Source organism: Thermoprotei archaeon, from assembly GCA_038881895.1.
GTDB lineage: Archaea > Thermoproteota > Thermoprotei > Gearchaeales > WAQG01 > JAVZOV01.
Window position 1 is genome coordinate 43,847 of sequence record JAVZOV010000002.1, and the last position, 15,116, is coordinate 58,962.

Below are 15,116 nucleotides of genomic sequence, written 5' to 3' on the forward strand. Positions count from 1 at the left end.
AAATTTATAATAGATGAAGTGCGTAGAGAACAAATAATGCGCCCATTACAATTGCTACATTGTTAACTAATTTTAATACAATGTGGATGCTTGGACCTGCAGTATCCTTTAATGGATCTCCTACAGTATCTCCTACTACTGCTGATTTGTGTTGTTCTGATTTTTTAAGACCAATTCTTTCTAAGTATTTTTTAGCGTTGTCGAATGCAGCACCTCCTGTGTTCATGAAGAATGCTAGCATCGTACCTGTTATGGTAACTCCTATTAGAAAAGCTCCGGCTGATTCTGATCCTAGAAGTAAGCCAACTACTATTGGTGTGATCAGAATTATTAAGCTAGGTGTTACCATGTTTTTCTGTGCTGATTTTGTGGTTATGTCTACACATTTACCATATTGTGGCTCTGCTTTACCTTCAAGTAAACCTGGTATTTCCCTAAACTGTCTGCGAACTTCTTCGATAATATCTGATGCTGTCTTACCTACCGCTCTTATTGCTAATGATGCGAAGAGGAACACTATCATGCCACCTATTATAAGACCCATTATAACAGATGGTTGTATAAGATTTATAATGTATTCTTTTCCTGATACTAGATTTATTACATCAACATAGGCCTGGAAGAGCAAAAGTGATGCCATTACTGCACTTCCCATAGCAAAACCTTTTGCTAATGCTTTCGTAGTGTTTCCTGCCGCATCAAGCACTTCAGCGGTTTTTCCAACTTCTTCTTCTATGCCTGACATTTCAATTATTCCACCAGCATTATCCGCGATTGGTCCATAACCATCGATTGCTAGTATAATGCCTGTGAGTGAAAGCATGCCTATAGTCGCTGTAACAGTACCATAAACTCCACCTATATGTGATGAAATTCCAATCGCAGCAGCATAATTGGCTCCAAGTATGTAGGATGCGCCTAACGCTATAATCACTATTATTACTGGAAGCGCTGTGGATTCCATACCCACTGATAAACCCATGAGCAATGTTGTTGCAGGGCCAGTTTTAGCTGCATCTGCAATATCTTTTACAGGCTTGTGATCACCAGTGTAATACTCTGTAACTAGTTCGATTAATAAAGCGGCTGCTAATCCAGTTAGCGATGCAAAATATAAGTAGATTGCTGCGAGTCCTAACATTCCAGTTATTACAAAGTAGAAAAGTATTGCCACTAGAATTGTTGATACTACTAAACCATTTCTGAGTGACGAAACAGGCTTTATTAAAACTTCCTTTTCTTTCTCTACTACTATGTTACTGCCATCCACGAGTTTCGTACTAGGTTCCTTAGGTCTTACTGCTAAAGCTCCTATTATCGTTGCTATAAGTCCCACAGCTCTAGCTATTATAGGAAAGAAGATGAAATACATGTTATTTGTCAACATATAAAGTCCTGCTCCTATAATCATCGAACCAATATTTTCTGCGGAGATAGATTCAAATAAATCAGCTCCTCTCCCAGCGCAATCCCCTACGTTATCCCCTACGTTATCAGCTATCACTGCTGGATTTCTGGGATCGTCTTCAGGTATTCCTATCTCAACTTTACCAACTAGATCAGCACCTATATCTGCTGATTTCGTGTATATTCCACCACCTAGTTGCATGAACAACGCCGCTAAGCTTGCACCAAAACCGTATCCCATTATAAGCTCTGGAATTCTCTGTAAATTGCTCCACCCATTAAATGCCCAATAAAGGTAAAATAAACCTGTAACACCTATAAGGCTCATAGCAACAACCATTAATCCTAATACAAGTCCACCATAGAAAGCTAGTTGTAATGGTCTAGCTTGGCTTCCTCTTGCCGCTTCTGCAACTTTAACGTTCGAACGTGTGGCCGCTTCCATTGAAACATAACCAGCCACTATTGAAGAAACAGTACCTAAGAAGAAACTTAGTGATACGTATGGAATTTCACCATGTATATTACGGTCAATAACTAGATAGATTATCACTGTTATTAGTGATAATATTGCTAGTATTACTTTATACTGCCTCTTTAGATATGCTTTCGCACCCTCCCTTATAGCTCTATTTATTCTTATCATTTTTTCGGTCCCTGAACTTTGTTTTGATATGAACCATAGTAAATAGAGAGCAATTGATAGCGCTAGTATTATAGAGAGCGGTATTGTTAGTATATATATATCGATACTACTCATTAGTCTACACCTTACTTTGTCACTATTTTAGGTAAAATAAATATTTTGCTCCTTTACCAGAGATAATTTAGATTGTTATTCCTAATTTTAAATGAAAACTCTACTCTTCAGAGTTGAGAAAACCAGTCCTGTGGAACGCTAATGTTTTTATTCTTCTTTTTCTTATTTTTTATCGAGTTGTCGTGGGTATGTTAAGTCTTAAGCATGGTGAATATCTTGTAAGACTTGCTCGTCAGGCGGTAGAAAACTATTTCATCACTGGGAGTGAATTACCAATTCCTAGTGATGCTCCCTCAGAGCTCATGGAGAAACGCGGTGTTTTTACAACTATTTATAGGATTAGTAGTGGTGAAACTTCTGTTGGAATTGCTAAGGAGTTACGTGGCTGTATTGGTTTTCCGTTACCAATAAAGCCGTTGTTAAAAGCTACTATTGAATCTGCATTAAGTGCTGCTTTTGAAGATCCAAGATTTCCTCCGCTTAAAGAGAAGGAACTTGATGGTGTGATTTTTGAGGTTAGTGCGCTTACGCAACCTAAGCTTATTCAAGGTACGCCTGAAGAGATTATGAAGAATATTAAAATAGGTAGAGATGGACTTATTATACAGAAAGGTTTTATGTCTGGTTTATTATTACCGCAGGTTCCTGTTGAGTACGATTGGGATGTTGAGACATTTCTTGGACAAGCATGCATGAAAGCTGGTCTACCACCTGATGCATGGGTTATGAGGAATGCCAAAATTTATACATTTCAGGCTGAAATTTTTACTGAAATCCAGCCGAAAGGTAAGGTTATTAGACTTATGATTGAGAAGTGGAAAAGTGAAAAGTAATTAGAAGGAAGAATAATGTATAAAAGAATATACATTGCTCCGTGTGGTATTGGACTTGGTCATGTAAGAAGGATGGAAGCGTTAGCAGGAGCATTAAAAAATTTTGGCATAGGAAATGTTGTGTTCTCAACTTATGGTGTTGGATACCAATACCTCCATAAATTACATTATGATTATTGCGTATATAAATCACCTGAAATAGATCTAATTTTTAATGAGGATGGCTATTTTGATTTTCATAACACAGTTATGCGATATGGGATTGTTTCACTTTATAGATTTATAAAACAAATTGGTTATGAGATAGGAAGGTTAAACTTTTTTAAACCTAGTGTAGTAATCTCTGATTCCCGCCTCTCTACAACGTTAGCAGGATGGATTTTAGGTATTCCTACAATAACGGTATTAAATCAATTAAATATATCAATACCTCGTGTGCGTCCTATGCGCTCTACTACTCGTTTATTAAAGAAGATTAGTGAGCGTTTTACATTTGAAGTGTTCAGTTTTCTTTGGGCTAGAAGTAAAAAAATCGTGGTTGCAGATTTTCCTCCGCCCTATACTATCTCCAGAATGAATATAATGGTTCACCAAAAGTACAAGAATCGATTTAAGTTAATAGGTCCTCTGTTACCTTTAGACTTAAGAGAATTACCATCAAAGGATAGAGTTAAAGAAATGCTTGGACTTAAATCACCAGTCATTGTTGCTGTTTTTTCAGGAAATAAGATTGAGCGAAATATTGCTCATGCTAAGTTATTACCATACATGATGAAATTAGCGAAGACTGGTTATACCGTGATAGAAATTGGCGGTTTAAATAATTTCATCCCTTCATTAAATAATTTTTACTCTTATCCTTTCGTCGAAGATGTTTATATGTACATGAGAGCTGCTGATGTAGCGATTTCAACAGGTGGGCAGACGACACTCGCCGAACTTATGAAAATTGGTGTGCCCACAATAGCATTACCACCAATTGGTCACACTGAGAAAACGGAGAATTCCACAATCATAAAGAAATTAGGATTAGGCATAGTTGTTCCTCTGCAAAAGGTATCAAATAATTTAGAAAATTTAGTAAAAGAGGTACTATATAACGAATCATATAGAAATCAAGCAATTAAGGTAAGCGAAGAGGTTAATAAATATAAGGGGATCACCACTCTATCAAAAATGGTGCTAGACCTCATGGAGGATTAAACATGAAACCTATGTTGAGTGTATACGTGCCATATTACGTGCCTATAGCTTATAAAAAAGAAAATAACAAAATTTACGTAACCTCAATCTCAATATTAAGAGGTACATCTATAGGTGTTTATAAAAACTTTAAGGGATTAGACATAAATTGTCAATTAAGCAATCCAATACAGAAAATTCTTGAAGAACTTTATGACACAATAGGGAGAAATTTTGGCATCGTTATTGCTATTGATGCTCCACCGTTTTGGGAGGTCGGAGTGCAGCCCTCAATAGTACTTGGAATGAACTTAATATTAGAAGTGCTTTCCACTAATTCATTAAATGCAAAAACATTGCATAGTAGAATGGCTGAATTAATGACAAAATTAGTAAATGTACCATGGATTTACAATCTTAATCTTTCTAAAGGAGTAAATAAGTTTATTATTAATGATAGCGGAGAATTGGAAGGTCATGTTTCGGCTTCAATTAGGAATGATATGAGAATTATTATTGGCGTTAGGCCACAACAAGACTCCCCAACATGGATTAATGAGATCAATATGTACAATCCTGATGAGGAGTACTCAAGAATACTTAGATGGACTTCTGATGTGAATTTTAAATATAACTGGAACAACATGGATGTTCGGATCATAAGTTTACAAAAGTTAAGACCTGTGGTAGAAGAGTTAATAAATTACTATTCTTCAGAAGAGATCATAGTATCACAACCTGATAATATGGGCGTTCGATTTTACAGATTTTAATTTGTCTAAACAATATCATTAGAATGAGGGTTGGACAGCAGCTCACAAATAGATAGATTTTTATAGACGTTTAGTGTGTTCCTCTACTATGGAATTAACGCTTTCTGTTGCCTTCAGTTATGAACCCAGCGACGATGTTAAAAGGTTATTAAAGGACTTCAGGGATATGGTTAGCTTCTGTGTAGATGAGGCTCAAAGACATAACGTCACCAGCTTCGCCAAGCTTAGGAAGCTGGTCTACGATGAATGGAAGGCGAGGTGGAACTATTCAACGCATTTCTGCCATTCAGCGTGTAGAGTGGCCACTTCAATGCTCAAGAGCTTCAGGAAGCTTAAACGTAAAGGTATGGCAATGAGCGATAAACCCGTTGCCAAGAAGCTTTTCATACAATTAGATCCACAGCTGGTTAAATTTGAAGGAGATAGGCTTAGGATATCGGTTAGGCCGAGGAAGTTCCTCTACATCCAATTAAAGTACGGCGATTACCAGAAGAAGTTCATTGAAGAATGGAGGGCTGGGAAGGTTGAGGGTTGGCGAGGTGTCTCTGAACGAGACAAAAGTCTTAATACCGTTTAGGAAAGATGTCGATTTGTCGAATCCTGATGACTGGATAGCAATTGATGTTAACGAATCCAACGTTACTTGTGTTGGTTCCAATCCGCATATCTTGAAGATAAAAAGTAACATGAGGACTATCCACACGACTTACTTCAACATCATCAGAAGAATCCAAAGGTTGAAGAAGTATAAACCCAAGACCGCTGAAAAGTTGCTTAGGAAGTACTCAGGTAGAAGAAGACGAAAAGCTATGAATGAATGCCATAAAATCGCCAAGAAGATCGTGAACCTCGCAAAGCAACACCGCATGGGAATAATTATGGAAGACCTTAAAGGAATTAGGAAAAGAATCAATTTCTCTAAGAACCTCAACCGCAGATTGCACTCTTGGAACTTCAGGAGGCTGCAATCCTATATTGAATATAAGGCTAAGCTTGAAGGTTTGCCAGTCGTCTACGTCAACCCTAAAAACACTTCAAGCCTATGTCCGATGTGTGGCGGCAGGCTAGCGCCGAATGGGCATAGGCTCGTGAAATGTGAATGCGGTTACGAAAGCGATAGAGACGTGACCGCGTGCTTAAACATGCTCAGGATGAGGGGAGCCCCGTTGCCCCAGAAGGCCCTCTATGAGCCTCTAAGCTTAGAGGTAAGGGGGAAGGGATGATGATCTATGAATCCCACAACGGTGAGTTTATTTGTTTGATTTAAATAATATTACGTGAAATGGATTTTGAAATTCTAGTTGAGACGTTCGAAAAAATTGAAGAAACAACTAAAAGACTCGAAATGACGGACCTCCTTGTAGATCTACTCAGACGCGTCCCCGAAGAAATTATCGATAAGGTTATATATTTGATCCAAGGAAGGCTCTATCCAGAATATATAGGCATTGAACTAGGAATGGCAGAGAAAATGGTTGAAAGAGCAATATCTTACGCGTCAGGATTACCTCTTACAGAAATCGAGTCATTATATAAGAAATTAGGCGATTTAGGGGAGGTGGCTGCGCAAGCATTATCTAAACGTAAAGCATTTGCATTAACAAGTTTTTTAGGTATAGAAAGTCAAAATAAGCTAACAGTAAGAGAAGTTTACGAAACATTGGATAAGATTGCAAAAGCCACTGGTGAAGGATCACAAGATTTAAAGATTAGATTATTTGTAGGATTACTTAATAAGGCCTCCCCGAGGGAAGCCCGATATTTGGCACGTTTCATCATCGGAGAACTAAGGCTTGGCGTGGCTGACATGACTATACTAGATGCGTTAGCAATAGCATACGGAGGTTCAAAAGATTACAGACCAATTCTTGAAAGAGCATACAACTTAACAAGTGATTTAGGAGAGGTTGCAAAAACTATAGCACTGGAAGGTATTGAAGCTGCAAAAGAATTTCATATTATAATTGGTCGGCCAATTCGACCAATGTTGGCTGAGCGTCTTTCAACCCCATTAGAAATTTTAGGTAAACTTGGAGGATCATGCGCTGCTGAGTATAAATATGATGGTGAACGTATTCAAGCACATAAAAAAGGCTCTGATGTTGTTCTTTTTTCAAGGAAGCTTGAAAACATAACTCATCATTATCCAGATGCCGTAAAAACTATTAGGGAAAATATTAGTGCTAATGAGGCAATAATTGAGGCTGAGGCTGTAGCTATTGATCAAGATACTGGAGATATGATGCCTTTCCAAGAATTAATGCATCGACGTAGAAAATATGGAGTGGAGGAGGCCATGAAACGATATCCAGTCACGCTGTTCTTTTTCGATGTATTATACGTAAATGGTAGAGATCTCACAAACGAACCGTACCCAACAAGACGAGAAATCTTGAGCAAAATCGTTAAGATTTCAGAAAGAGCTAAGTTATCACAACAAAAGATTGTAAAAACACCAGAAGACCTTGAAGCCTACATGAATCAAGCAATTTCTGAGGGATGTGAAGGGCTCATGTGTAAATCATTAAGTAATGATTCTATTTATCAAGCAGGGTCTAGAGGGTTTCTGTGGATAAAACTTAAAAGATCATATCAATCTAAAATGATCGAGCCAGTAGACTTAGTAATAGTAGGTGCATTTTACGGGACTGGTAGAAGAGCTGGAACGTACGGGGCTTTATTAGTAGCTTGCTATGATCCTGATAACGATGTATTTAAGACCGTTTGTAAAGTTGGGTCTGGCTTTACGGATGAGGACTTATCTAAACTACCTGAAATGATGAAACCTTATATAATACCTCATAAACATCCACGGGTTGAAAGCATAATGGAAGCGGACGTATGGTTTGTGCCGGCTAAGGTAATAGAAGTAATTGGTGACGAAATAACTATAAGTCCCATGCATACAGCAGGCAGTGGAAAAATAAGAAAAGGCGCTGGACTGGCAATTAGATTCCCACGATTTACAGGTAGATACAGAGATGACAAAGGACCAGAGGATGCCACGACAGAAACTGAACTTATTGAAATGTATAATAGTCAATTAAAGAAGATAGAAGAAGTTATGAAACCTGGTGAACAACCATGAAAATCTCAGTTATTTCTGATACTCATGATAACTTATTCGCAATAAAGAGATTTTTAAAACAAATCGAGAATGAAAAAATAACTTACATTTTTCATGCAGGTGACATAGTTGCACCGTTCACACTTAAATTGTTTAATGGATTTAAGCTCATTGGAGTGTATGGTAACAACGATGGGGAAAGAAATCTCCTCAGGGAAGCTGCAAAATCATTGGGATTTAAACTAGAAAAAGATTTTGAAAGTATCGAACTTAATGGAAGAAAAATTGCACTAATGCATGGAACAGAAAAACAGCTTGTGGAAGCATTAGTAAAAAGCCAAATGTATGATGTAGTAATTAGTGGACATACGCACATAGTTGAACAGAACGTAGTAGGGAAAACTCTAGCTATAAATCCAGGTGAACTATGCGGCTATCTCACAAACAAATCAACATATATGATTCTCGATCTAGATAATCTGCAAGTTGAGGTTCTACATCTTGATTAAAGGAATGAAACTCATCTGTCTTTAAAGCGATGCATTTAAATTACTAGAAATATCTTTGTTCTCTGGTGTAGGTTTTGACTGAAAGCATAAAGATTTTAGCTGACATGAAAAAAGAGCTTGAGAAACGAGTAGAGGAATTACAGAAAGAACTTGACAGAACAAAACTCTTGCTAAGTCTAATTGATAAAGCATTAGGAGAGCAAAGTTTTGTACCAGCAAGCGAAATCCAAAGGCAGGCTCCTCAACCTCAAGTACCAGCAGTTGAAGCTGTTGTTCCCCCGCCCCCACCTGCTGAGAAGGAGGAAGCTATAATATCTAAAACGGGAACAGAACTAGGAAAAATGTACATTGGAGAAGCAACTATACGTGTTGTGCCAGGTTTAGATTTCGATGAAAGTATGCCACCCTTCAAAAGTTTTCTTGTAGGTAGAGTTCTTGAAGGAATGAGAAGCAAGGATATAGATAGCGGAAAAAGTGAAAGTGAAGCTTTATCGTACGATGTTATTAAAGATGCATCAAACAATGTTAAGGAGTTAATAATTAAAAATGTAGATATTAATAATGAGAGAATAATGAGAGAATTACGTAACAGTATTAAATGGACTTTGGAACGAATAAAAGAAAGAAAATCTGTTAGTTAATATGGTAGCCCGGGTGGGATTCGAACCCACGTCGCGGGGTCCAAAGCCCCGCATCCTTGTCCTCTAGACGACCGGGCTATTCTACATTTGATATAAAATAAGGTAAATTTTAACTTTTATTTAAAATTTAATGAGAAAATTTTATGGTTACTAAATTGCTTGTTGGTTTGAATGTTATTATTCTAAAATTATTTTGAACGCTTTGACGCAATTTTATACCCCCATAAATGTTCATTATCCTTGTGTCTTCAGGAAATAGTGCAATTCTTCGTGTTTTCATTGACGTAGTTTTAACGTTAATCACAATACTGTTCTTCTCTTTTCTTAACGATTGAATAGTGTAGCTTGGCATTGTAATGAAGTTATCTATGAATCCAATTGGAACTATATTATTAATAGTAGGTGGTATAATATAATAATCTATTTGGCATGTTTTTAAATCCCCAGTAATAATAGAACCATTAATAATGTGTTTTTTGAAGTAATCATAAATAAAATAAATTCTTTCTTTAAATACTTTTTCAAGGTCAAAATTATAACTTTGTTCTCTTTGTCCAGTATTTATAATACCTATATACTTCCAATAATAATTTCCTATTTTACTATATGTATAAACAAGCAATAAATCATCGTTGAGCGTATGCTCCCATATCGTAGCTGACGTGTCAGGTTTAGCTAATTCTCCATCAGGTGTCAATAATAATTTTAGCACTGACCTGTTTATATGATCAACCTTATCACCTATACCAATTATACCTCCGCTAAGAATTCTTATTAAGGCTTCATACTTTGCGTTAGGTTCTGCAAATCCCTCTGGATGCTTAGGGTTGGTTATGAATACATCAAAGAACGGCACCATACCTAAAGATTTTGCGAGCAGCCCCATCATGAGATTTTGCCTCATGTAAATATTTTTAGGAACAATTTTCCATCGCCAACCCTTAGTCTCCCTTAAAAACTTTAACTGACCTTTATGAGATAAGAGATGATCAACATATGTTCTTAACGATATAATATTTTGATGTTTAACGGAGGACAAAACAAAACCAATAGTTGGCATATGAAGGATTACTGCTAACCCTTTATCATTAAAACTTTTAACCATCATATTAAACCAATATTCAACGATTTCAGGATTAGAGCGTAGTTCTCTTATAATACTTTTATAAGCTCTAACCCAATCATACAACACAGCAATGCCTCCTTCAGAAACAAAGATGTTTGCCAAGTCATTATAGAACTTAGTATCGATTGGGATCGAAATAAGTTTGTTTTTCCTATATATAAAACGATACTTATCAGTATAGTAATTTTCTCTCTCGAATGCAGAAAGATAAAGAACAAAGGGAACGCGATTCTCATTACTTATTGTTCCAAGACTCTTCGAAAAACGCTGTGGATTTGGTTTGTATTCTTTTGCAAGACCAATTTTATCAAAAATATACCACAAATCAAGTCCAATATAGCCTAAGGGTATATTCATTTTCTTAAAAATAGTACAAACATCTTTCACAATATCTTCATTTATAGGATGGAAAAGTTCTGAATAGTATCCTCCATAGCTACTCCAATATCCAAGTTTTTTAAGCACATCATGGCTCATTGGTTTAATAGGTTTTTTACCATAAATCTTTAATAAAAATGAACCCCATTGATTAATCGCATCAATAAAATTATTACCATATACAGCAACAGTTTTTGTAGTGAAACCCCTCTTAACAACATTTATATTACCATGAACACCACGCATTATATAATCACCTTTCTTCCTCATAGAGCTTACAAGAAACATATTAAAAGCTGAAAAAGCTAATGCACCATTTTTACCCTTAACAATAAAAGGAGTGAAAGGTACATTATCGGGCACCTTAATACTTTCACTAACATGACCTTCAGACCAATATCCTCTAAGTTTATCATTTCCTGTTAAACCCCATGTATAGTATAACACCTTAGCATAATTAGGAATACGAAATGCAGGAAAATTATATGTGGTAAAAAGAAAATCATCTTTAAGTCTCGTACCTTTTAATGTGCGTAAGGCCTCCATTTCGAAAATTACAGCATTGACACGTGAATAGTGTTTTATTCTAGTTTCGACAAGACGTTTATCAACCAGATACCATCTAAAATTCCACCCCTCGTACCTACCAACGTTATCTCTTCCATAAAAATGTTTAATTTTTGGCTTGGTAATCCTTGATAATACGAGTTCAATTCCATTAACATATAGAATTGGTTGAATATCCCAGACAAGCTCCTCCTCATCTATGCTCAATGAACTGATACCAAACTTTTCATCAATATTAACTTTAAGCATCTCATCATTAATTATTAATCAAACTAAATAAAGTTTTAAAATGAAATTACTAATTATAGAGCATAAAAACATAGAATATCCAGGTTCTAACCGCGGAGTCAACATGTGAGCTTCTCCACGACTGAGTTCAGGAGCTTCCAGCATTTAGGATGGGCTTTAAGCTCATTCCTTCATTTGTCGATTTGCGGAGCTCGCAACTCCACCATCTCACAGAGCTCATTACAACCTGAAAGCCTCGCCTCTTTAGGGCGGGGAGGAAGCCAGATCCTACACAACCTGCTATAATAGCAACTAAGGCTGGAAGCCAAATTTCGATCATCAGGTTAATAGCACTTTTACGGGAAGCAACAATCATAGTTGCAATCGAAGTGAGGATGAGAAGAAAGAAGAGTAATATTTTTGGGTTTTGTGACTTTAAGATAGCCCACGATATTTGTAAAACATGTTAAGTCCCAAAGCGATACCAAGGCCTTTCTCCAGATTTTTTCTTTCATCTTCAATGGAGGTCAAAGAGGCGTTGTAACAAAGCCTTATGGCAGCAATTCCCGCAATTACTTCAGTTCAGATGGAATTTATTTCATCCACATCGGGAGCATCCCAAATTTAGTGAGTTAACGTTATAAACTTTTGCCCATTCATCCCAGCAAAGTCCTAAGTTTTCTGGATACCCATCTATATAAGTAAGGAAACTGTATTTTGGTATTTCATATTAAGAAAAAACATAACTACGTTAATTATTTATGCCAGAATGAAACAAGAATTATTATGAATAGACCTCCCGGACAAGTTTATGTTCGTAATTTCATTATATACACTGTAAATGGTATACCTAATGTTAACATTAATGATTATAGATTAACTATAAATGGATTAGTTGATAATCCAGTATCATTGACTTATGACGATATACTTAAATTACCATCAATAAAGATGACCAGTGATTTTCATTGTGTGACGAAATGGAGTGTACCAAACGTAATTTGGGAAGGAGTTAGTTTTAGAACAATAATAGATCTAGTAAAGGTTAGGCCTGAAGCAAGATATGTGTTCTTTGAATGTTTAGATGGTTATACAACAACAGTTTCCATAGAAGATGTGAAAACCGATGATGCGATATTGGTGTACAAAATGAATAATAAACCGCTAGAACCAGAAAATGGTTTTCCTATCAGGCCATTCATTCCCCATCTATATGGCTGGAAAAGCGCAAAATGGTTATCAAAAATAACCTTTGTAGAGAAATATATCGATGGTTATTGGGAATTGCGCGGTTATCATGAGAGAGGAAACGTATGGAATGAAGAGCGTTTCAAATCAGAAATATGGAAAAACTTTAAAAAACATACAATGTAGTAAAAGATCAGCGCATTATCATAAAGATATAAATATCTTTTAATGTTTCTCTAAAAATTGTTTTATACCTATGCGAGCTTCTTCAGAAAGTAAAAACAATGCGATTTCTCTAAAAATGGATGTATAATCTATAAGGCTTAACTGTCTCATCATGACATCTTTTGTAATCCGAGCAAGCAAAGGAGTAGTTAGTGATATCTCTTTCACGACACTTATAACCCATTTTTCTAAATCATTCTTGTCAACAACATAATTTATCATGCCCCATTCATAAGCTTCTTCGGCTGTTACTTTACGACCAGTCAAAACCATCTCAAGTAACCTTTTTCTACCTAATGCAGGTAACCCTATAACCAATGCTAATGCAGGACCTACACCTATTCTTCCTTGAGAAAGAGAAAAGTATGAATCCCTCACGGCTACCGCAAGATCAGAAGCTAAAATTAACTCAACACCAGCACCATAAGCAGGACCATTAACAGCAGCCATTACCGGTTTTGGACTTCTTAATATCAATTCAAAAACTGGCCGTATATGATCCAAAAATAAATTTAGAGCATCATCAAAGCTCTTAAGAGAATTCAAATCCTCAATATCTTCTCCTGCACAGAAAAATCTCCCAATACCGCTTATAACAATAACACGCACATTTTTATTTTTAGATGCATCAATCAATTCATTTTTTAAACTATCCCACATCTTTACATTTATTGCGTTCAGCTTCTCAGGTCTGTTTAAGAAAATCCAATAAGCATTTTCATATATTTTACTCTCTATACTCATTACACACCACAACTATATTAGGAGTTAAAAACTTTTATTTTTCACCATAAAATCCGCTTTCACTATACGACAAAATAACACAAACCAAACGCACATCCCTCCTTAATATCTCATCCAAAATGAACACCTCAATGAAAATATAACAATGATGTTATTTTTACGACTTATATCCTCTAAGTAAAAGCTAACATCAACCTGTCTACTTCTCCAATTTTGTTGAAAATCCCTAATGTATTAGGGATCATGTTAATTTATTCGTTTTTATTACAAAGCATGAGGTGTAAAAGTTGGTTAGACCTGTGGATTTTAAATCAAAACCAATAGACCCAGACTTTGATAAAAAATATCCAGTAACAGGCAAACATCACGATCATGAAGTTAGAGCTGAAGGTATGGAAAGAGAATCTGGCGAACCCGGAAAACCTTATCCCACAAAACTTGGTATTCATGGCACGCATGTGGCAGTAGACTGGGATTCTTGTATTGCAGATGGTGCATGCATGGATGTATGTCCAGTTAATGTCTTTGAGTGGGCTTTTAACCCAGGAGCTGCTGGTACAGGTAAGGATAGAATAATAGATCCTAATAATCCAGCTGATAAGGAACTCTGGGAGAAATATAGGACCGATAAATCAGATCCTGTGAGAGAAGCTGATTGCATATATTGCATGGCTTGTGTTGCTGCATGCCCTGTAGCAGCAATTAAAGTAACACCACCATAAGTTCAATTAAAAATAAGTCTCCAAACCTTTTTTAGTAGTTTCCTTATACATTACTTCCTTTAATTTTTTGAAATCTTCCTCAATCTGTGATCGTAATTGAGGATTATAGAGAGCAGCGGCCGGGTGAAGAGTTGGCATCACATGCACGTTGATCCCTGATATTGATATATTAAAAAGTTGTCCTCTAACGCTTGTTATGTTTTTTACTTTAATTCCAGATTTGGTTAGTACATAGTTTGTTGAGTGTTTTCCTAAAGTTACAATAATTTTTGGTTTTATTATAGCGATTTGTTTATCAAGATAAGGTGTGCATGTTTGGACCTCATCCGGATATGGATCTCTATTTTCTGGAGGTCGGCATTTTACTACATTTGTTATGTATACTGATGATCTTGGTATTTTAAGAACATTTACTATTAGCTCAGTAAGAAGTTTTCCTGCGGCTCCTACAAACGGTCTTCCCTGTATATCCTCATTATATCCGGGAGCTTCTCCTATGAACATTATTTCTGCATGAGGATTACCTTCTCCGGGCACAGCATTCTTTCTAAACTGATGAAGACGACATTTAATACAAATTTTAATCTCATTACCCAGTTTTTCTATCTCATCGTTCATACATTATCCAGAGTAGATAATAAATTATAATAATTTATACTTAAACCACAAAAATGAAAAACTCTGCACTGAAAAATTTGCATTCTCAAGAAAAGCAGTAATTAATAGATCTGAACATCTTAGAAGCAAGGATCTCCTAACTTTGGTC

The 15,116-nt window shown here is 36.1% G+C and carries 14 protein-coding genes and 1 tRNA gene; 10 read left to right on the plus strand and 5 right to left on the minus strand.

The genetic code is table 11. The features are described 5' to 3' along the window. Positions 1–4: 4 nt before the first annotated feature. Entirely contained in the window at positions 5–2,167 is a 2,163-nt protein-coding gene (locus tag QW128_03295) for a sodium-translocating pyrophosphatase (protein ID MEM3832611.1), read from the minus strand. Between the two features lie 188 nt (positions 2,168–2,355). Between QW128_03295 and QW128_03300 the strand changes: the two genes are divergently transcribed. From QW128_03300 to QW128_03335, 8 genes are all read left to right on the plus strand, one after another. Further along, positions 2,356–3,000 carry a TIGR00296 family protein gene (locus tag QW128_03300; protein MEM3832612.1) on the plus strand — a complete coding sequence of 215 codons (645 nt, stop codon included), beginning with the start codon at positions 2,356–2,358 and terminating at the stop codon, positions 2,998–3,000. Positions 3,001–3,015: 15 nt separating this feature from the next. Beyond that, a complete protein-coding gene (locus tag QW128_03305; GenBank protein MEM3832613.1) occupies positions 3,016–4,203 on the plus strand; it encodes a glycosyltransferase in 1,188 nt (395 codons plus the stop codon). A 2-nt stretch (positions 4,204–4,205) separates the two neighbouring features. Further along, positions 4,206–4,955: a hypothetical protein gene (locus QW128_03310; GenBank protein ID MEM3832614.1), complete on the plus strand. Its 750-nt coding sequence runs from the start codon at positions 4,206–4,208 to the stop codon at positions 4,953–4,955. An 88-nt stretch (positions 4,956–5,043) separates the two neighbouring features. Next, complete coding sequence (locus QW128_03315) at positions 5,044–5,532, plus strand: hypothetical protein (GenBank protein MEM3832615.1); 489 nt, start codon at positions 5,044–5,046, stop codon at positions 5,530–5,532. A gap of 13 nt (positions 5,533–5,545) precedes the next feature. Then, positions 5,546–6,178 (plus strand): transposase, encoded by a 633-nt coding sequence (locus QW128_03320; protein MEM3832616.1) that lies wholly within the window; start codon positions 5,546–5,548, stop codon positions 6,176–6,178. Between the two features lie 59 nt (positions 6,179–6,237). After that, positions 6,238–8,043, plus strand: coding sequence for an ATP-dependent DNA ligase (locus QW128_03325; protein MEM3832617.1), 1,806 nt, complete (start codon positions 6,238–6,240; stop codon positions 8,041–8,043). Continuing rightward, positions 8,040–8,531 (plus strand): metallophosphoesterase, encoded by a 492-nt coding sequence (locus QW128_03330; protein ID MEM3832618.1) that lies wholly within the window; start codon positions 8,040–8,042, stop codon positions 8,529–8,531. The genes QW128_03325 and QW128_03330 overlap by 4 nt, the downstream gene beginning before the upstream one ends. Positions 8,532–8,605: 74 nt before the next feature. After that, positions 8,606–9,172 carry a hypothetical protein gene (locus tag QW128_03335; protein ID MEM3832619.1) on the plus strand — a complete coding sequence of 189 codons (567 nt, stop codon included), beginning with the start codon at positions 8,606–8,608 and terminating at the stop codon, positions 9,170–9,172. A gap of 2 nt (positions 9,173–9,174) precedes the next feature. Here the strand turns inward: QW128_03335 and QW128_03340 are convergent. Both QW128_03340 and QW128_03345 read right to left on the minus strand, forming a co-directional pair. Next, a tRNA-Gln gene (locus QW128_03340) sits at positions 9,175–9,250 on the minus strand. Between the two features lie 49 nt (positions 9,251–9,299). Beyond that, positions 9,300–11,492: a hypothetical protein gene (locus tag QW128_03345; GenBank protein MEM3832620.1), complete on the minus strand. Its 2,193-nt coding sequence runs from the start codon at positions 11,490–11,492 to the stop codon at positions 9,300–9,302. Positions 11,493–12,257: 765 nt separating this feature from the next. Here QW128_03345 and QW128_03350 point away from each other — a divergent pair. Next, on the plus strand, positions 12,258–12,845 hold the full coding sequence (locus QW128_03350; GenBank protein ID MEM3832621.1) for a sulfite oxidase-like oxidoreductase: 588 nt from the start codon (positions 12,258–12,260) through the stop codon (positions 12,843–12,845). Between the two features lie 39 nt (positions 12,846–12,884). Here the strand turns inward: QW128_03350 and QW128_03355 are convergent, their stop codons facing one another. Next, complete coding sequence (locus QW128_03355; protein ID MEM3832622.1) at positions 12,885–13,628, minus strand: enoyl-CoA hydratase/isomerase family protein; 744 nt, start codon at positions 13,626–13,628, stop codon at positions 12,885–12,887. Between the two features lie 287 nt (positions 13,629–13,915). On the opposite strand from QW128_03355, the gene QW128_03360 reads away from it, so the two are divergent. Continuing rightward, the gene (locus tag QW128_03360; GenBank protein ID MEM3832623.1) at positions 13,916–14,350 is read left to right on the plus strand and encodes a ferredoxin family protein; all 435 of its coding nucleotides are present in this window, start codon (positions 13,916–13,918) and stop codon (positions 14,348–14,350) included. A 6-nt stretch (positions 14,351–14,356) separates the two neighbouring features. Here QW128_03360 and udg read toward each other — a convergent pair whose 3' ends face one another. Next, positions 14,357–14,968: a type-4 uracil-DNA glycosylase gene (udg, locus tag QW128_03365; protein ID MEM3832624.1), complete on the minus strand. Its 612-nt coding sequence runs from the start codon at positions 14,966–14,968 to the stop codon at positions 14,357–14,359. Positions 14,969–15,116: the final 148 nt, after the last annotated feature.